7 protein-coding genes are annotated in these 4,064 nt (G+C 67.8%); 4 read left to right on the top strand and 3 right to left on the bottom strand.

The window, feature by feature from the left end; translation table 11 throughout:
* The 3 genes from PKD89_RS11820 to PKD89_RS11810 form a co-directional block, all read left to right on the top strand.
* A partial coding sequence (locus PKD89_RS11820; protein ID WP_425591250.1) for an alpha/beta fold hydrolase occupies positions 1-231 on the top strand: 231 nt, incomplete at its 5' end.
* Between the two features lie 53 nt (positions 232-284).
* On the top strand, positions 285-740 hold the full coding sequence (locus tag PKD89_RS11815) for a DUF4177 domain-containing protein (RefSeq protein WP_289010608.1): 456 nt from the start codon (positions 285-287) through the stop codon (positions 738-740).
* A gap of 4 nt (positions 741-744) precedes the next feature.
* Positions 745-915 (top strand): hypothetical protein, encoded by a 171-nt coding sequence (locus PKD89_RS11810; RefSeq protein ID WP_289010609.1) that lies wholly within the window; start codon positions 745-747, stop codon positions 913-915.
* A gap of 3 nt (positions 916-918) precedes the next feature.
* Here the strand turns inward: PKD89_RS11810 and PKD89_RS11805 are convergent, their stop codons facing one another.
* The 3 genes from PKD89_RS11805 to PKD89_RS11795 are packed head-to-tail and all read right to left on the bottom strand — an operon-like array spanning position 919 to position 3,458.
* Positions 919-1,656 carry a nitroreductase family protein gene (locus PKD89_RS11805; protein ID WP_289010610.1) on the bottom strand — a complete coding sequence of 246 codons (738 nt, stop codon included), beginning with the start codon at positions 1,654-1,656 and terminating at the stop codon, positions 919-921.
* On the bottom strand, positions 1,656-2,621 hold the full coding sequence (locus tag PKD89_RS11800; RefSeq protein WP_289010611.1) for a patatin-like phospholipase family protein: 966 nt from the start codon (positions 2,619-2,621) through the stop codon (positions 1,656-1,658). The genes PKD89_RS11805 and PKD89_RS11800 overlap by 1 nt, the downstream gene beginning before the upstream one ends.
* Positions 2,622-2,678: 57 nt before the next feature.
* Positions 2,679-3,458 (bottom strand): enoyl-CoA hydratase/isomerase family protein, encoded by a 780-nt coding sequence (locus tag PKD89_RS11795; RefSeq protein ID WP_289010612.1) that lies wholly within the window; start codon positions 3,456-3,458, stop codon positions 2,679-2,681.
* Between the two features lie 136 nt (positions 3,459-3,594).
* On the opposite strand from PKD89_RS11795, the gene PKD89_RS11790 reads away from it, so the two are divergent.
* Positions 3,595-4,064: NAD(P)/FAD-dependent oxidoreductase (locus tag PKD89_RS11790; RefSeq protein ID WP_324332459.1), on the top strand; the 470-nt coding region annotated here is incomplete at its 3' end.

Genomic DNA, 4,064 nt, shown 5'->3' with positions numbered 1-4,064 from the left:
GCCTGCATGTCCAACGGCGGCGGACGGGTGAGTGCCGAGGAGTTGGCGGCGGTGAGGTGCCCGGTGCTGGTCGTGCTCGGCGAGCACGACTTTGTGGCGCCGGCCGACCAGCTGATCGAGGCGCTGCCCGACGCCACCCTGGTGACGCTGCCCCGCACCGACCACGCCCGCACGCCCAAGTCGTTCGAGTTCATCGACGCCGCGTTGGGCTTCCTTCGGGCGCAACCGTGATGTTGAATGCGGGGGTTGAATAAACGAGGCTGCAAAATTCTGCACCACCGTGGGTGCAACAGACGCCTCCGCCGGCGTGGACCGGGCATCCCCCGCAGCAGACTCCACAGCAACCCGCCTACCGGGGAGTAGATGCACCCGACCAGGCCCAGCAAGCGGCCGCCCAGTTTGTCGCTCTTGCCGGGGCATCTTCCGACCCGCCGGACTACACCGGGAGCGGGGAACAGGAGGTGGATGATCGGCCCTTGTGGGAGTACAAGGTGATCAGCTCCACTTTTGGCACATCGCTGGAAGGCGAGCTGAATGTTTGGGGGGCCTCTGGTTGGGAGGTGATCTCGATCGCCGGGATGAACGGTACGGTCACGATCACCGGCAACAAGATGTTCGTGGTGCTCAAGCGGCGAAGCCGGGCGGTGGAGGCCGTGGTCTCAGCGGCATCGGACTATCTCGGGGAGTTGCGGGGCTACTACGGCCCGGCCTTCGACCAGGTGAAACAACCGTTATGGTGACGAATTGCTGGCGCGGGCCGCTCGGGCGCTGCTCTCGTCGGGGCTGCAGCCGCTGAACCCCTTGCTGCTCATCGAGCTTGCCTGCCAGAAGATGCAGAAGACCAAGCGAGGCAAGGACGATGTCGTCGTGGCTCAGGTCTTCCCGAAGGCACAGATGCAGGCTCAGCTTCAGTAGTCGTCAGGACCTACGGGGTGGGCCCGCCGACGTGAAGCGGGTGCCCGGCGGGTCGTGCGCCCAGGCGGCGGGTTGGGCCCAGCCGTCGTCGAAGACCAGTTCCTCGACCGGCCGCCGCCGGACCGGCCCGTGGTGGCCAGCCGGTCGCCCGAGCGTCAGGGTGGCCGAGATGGCGACCTCCACGGGGATGCCGAGCAGTTCTCGAAGTTCGGCGTCGACGTGCGCGTGCCACATGGTCATCACCCCGCCGTACCCGAGTGCCCGGGCGGCGAGCAACAGGTTTTGACAGGCGGGGTACACCGATGCGCCCTCGGTGGGCGTGGGGTCGCGATGACGGATCAGGCAGGCCAGTACGACCACCGGGGTCGACTCGAAGTGGTCGACGAAGTGCTCCATCGTGGTGGCCATGCGGGCCTTCGGGCTGTCATCACGGCTTCCGCTGCCGGCGTCGTAGCCGTCTCGGCGTCGCTTCTCGGCCCACAGGGTGCGGAAGCTCTCGCCGAGCAGCGTTTTGGCCTTGAAGGCCCGGGGGCCGTCGCGAAGCACGACGAAGCGAAACGGCTGACGGTTGCTGCCCGAGGGCGCCCGCGTGGCGTGCCACATGATCGTCGCCAGGTCGTCGTCGTCCACCGGCTCGTCGCGGTAGCGACGGATCGCCCGGGTGGTGGCCAGCCCGTGGAGCAGCCCAACCCGTTCGACGGGTTCAACGCCGGCCGGCCCAGCTTCGTCGCCCGAGTCCATCAGCCGGTTGCGTCCTCGCTCGAGTCCGACCCCTCGCCCTCGGTCTCCTCCGGCATGCCGATCACCTCGGTCGGAAGCCGGTGGCGGTACATGAGGTCGGGGTCGTCGACCGCCATTTTCAGATACCGCCGTGACGGCTCGTAGGCACCGCTGATCAGCTCGCTGGTGTGGTCCAGCTCCAGATGCGAGAAGTCGGCACGGGGCGGGCCGGGCAGGTAGATGACCGGCACGTCGGCGGGTACGAAAGACAGCGCCGCACCCGCCTGGCTGTTCTGGGTCAGCGAGATCGACCACTCCATCACTTGCCACAGGTTGGTCGGTCGAGGCGCCGGCTGACCGGGGAAGGTGCAGTCGAGAAGCACCAGCGTCCGGGCACCCATCTTGAGCGCCTGACCGATCGGCAGCTTGGCCACCAGGCCGCCGTCGTAGAGGAGGCGGTCGTCCCGCTCAATGCCCGGCAGAAACCCGGGCATGGCTGCGCTGGCGAGCAGCGCCGACTTGGCCGGGCCGGACGTGAGCGCCACCGCAGCACCGGTGTCGACGTCGGTGGCCATCGCTGCAAACGGCACCTCGAGATCCTCCAGGTCGTCCGCCGGCAGGTGGGCATCGATGAACTCGGCCAGGCCGTCGTTTGAGTAGAGGTGGGTCTTGTCGATGCGCAGCGAGCGGATCGACTGCCAGGGCGAACCCGGGAAGATCTGTTCCTTGGTGATCGTCGGCCAGATGTGGGAGAGCCGGTTGGCGCCACCGGCCAGGTCGGACGCGAGGAAGGCGCCATTGAGCGCACCGACCGACGTGCCGACGATCAGATCGGGCTTCACGCCGAACTCTGAGAGGGCCTGCAACATGCCCACCTGGGCGGCACCCAGGCTGGCGCCGCCGCCCATGACAAAGGCGATCGGGCCGGGCAGGTCCAACTTGCGGTTGCCAGCGTTGCTACCTGCGTTGTTGGTTGATGAACTCACCCTAGGAGTGTGGCACCTGCCCGGTTCGGGCGCCCGAGCTGTGAGCGGCCGACGTCGTCAGCGTCCGCCGCGACCGGCCAGGTAGGCGGACGCCGCAGCGCGGGCCTCCGGGTCGGCGAGGGCCACCGCCAGGTGTGCCGAGGCGGTCCACCCGGACTGGGTGGACACCATGTCCTCGGTGGCCTCCTGGACCTGACGCTTGGTGGTGCGCAGCAGCGAGACCGGCTTGGCGGCCAGTGACGCCGCCAGCTCGTCGGTCTCGATGCGCAGCCGATCGAGGGGCACCACCCGGTTGACCATGCCGAGGCTCTGCGCCTCGACGGCATCGAAGGGGCGACAGGTCATCACCAGCTCGCGGGTGACCGCCGGGCCTACCTCGCGCACCAGGCGGGGGATGCCTCCCCATGCCAGAGGAATACCGAGATCGACCTCTGGGATGGCGAAGCGGGTGTTATCTGCGGCGATGCGCAGGTCGCAGCCGACCGCCAACAGGATGCCGCCTCCGACGCAGTGGCCATGGATGGAGGCGATCGTGATCGCCTCCATGTTCTCGACGGCGTCGACCATGCGATAGCCGAGGTCGACATCGGGTGGGTCGTTCGACGGCCCGCTGATCTCTCGCAGGTCGAAGCCGGCCGAGAAGGCCCGGTCGCCGGCGGAGGTGATGACGACCACCCGTGCGCTCTCGTCGTCGAACCAGCGGGCGGCATGGGCGATCTCGGCCAGCGTGTCCGAGCCCAGCGGGTTGAGCTGGTCGGGCTGGTTAAGCGTCAGCCGGCCGATGCCGTCCGTCAGCTCGACGGTAAGCGTGGAGAAGGTGCCTGCTGTGGATGTCATGGGCCGATCATCGCACCTCGGGGGTTGCGAGGTTTGGCCGATCGCTCATTTCCTCCGCCCTGGACGGCCGACAGGTGGTGGGAGCGTAGAATCTCGTCAGTCGTGCCACAGGGCGGTCAGCAGGGGGACACCAACGATGAGCACACCGGACCAGCATCAGGTGGAGCAGAGGGAGCCGGCTCATTACGACGTTGTGGTGGTGGGCGCGGGTATCTCCGGGATCGGCGCCGCCTATCACCTGGGATCGCTCAGCCCTGACCGGTCCTACGTGATCCTGGAGGGCCGTGACGACCTGGGTGGCACGTGGGACCTGTTCCGCTACCCGGGCGTTCGCTCCGACTCTGACATGCACACGCTTGGCTACAGCTTCAAGCCGTGGAAGGCCGAGAAGTCGATTGCGGATGGGCCCTCGATTCTCGAGTACCTCAACGAGACGGTGGATGAGTACGCCATCCGCGACCACATCCGGTTTCGCACGCTGGTCGAGCGGGCCGAGTGGTCCACCGAGGACGCACGCTGGACCGTCACCACTCGGCGGCGTCCCGCCGAGACCAACGGCTCTGCGACCAACGGCTCTGCGACCAACGGCTCTGCGACCAACGGCTC

It is taken from the genome of Candidatus Neomicrothrix sp. (genome assembly GCF_035329545.1).
GTDB classification, from domain to species: Bacteria; Actinomycetota; Acidimicrobiia; order Acidimicrobiales; family Microtrichaceae; genus Microthrix; species Microthrix subdominans.
This window is presented reverse-complemented; position numbering and strand designations above follow the sequence as displayed.

Excerpts from the sequence above, each read along its gene's own strand:
- PKD89_RS11795 (WP_289010612.1), bottom strand. The coding sequence starts at position 3,458 with ATGACATCCACAGCAGGCACCTTCTCCACGCTTACCGTCGAGCTGACG.
- PKD89_RS11805 (WP_289010610.1), bottom strand. The coding sequence starts at position 1,656 with ATGGACTCGGGCGACGAAGCTGGGCCGGCCGGCGTTGAACCCGTCGAA.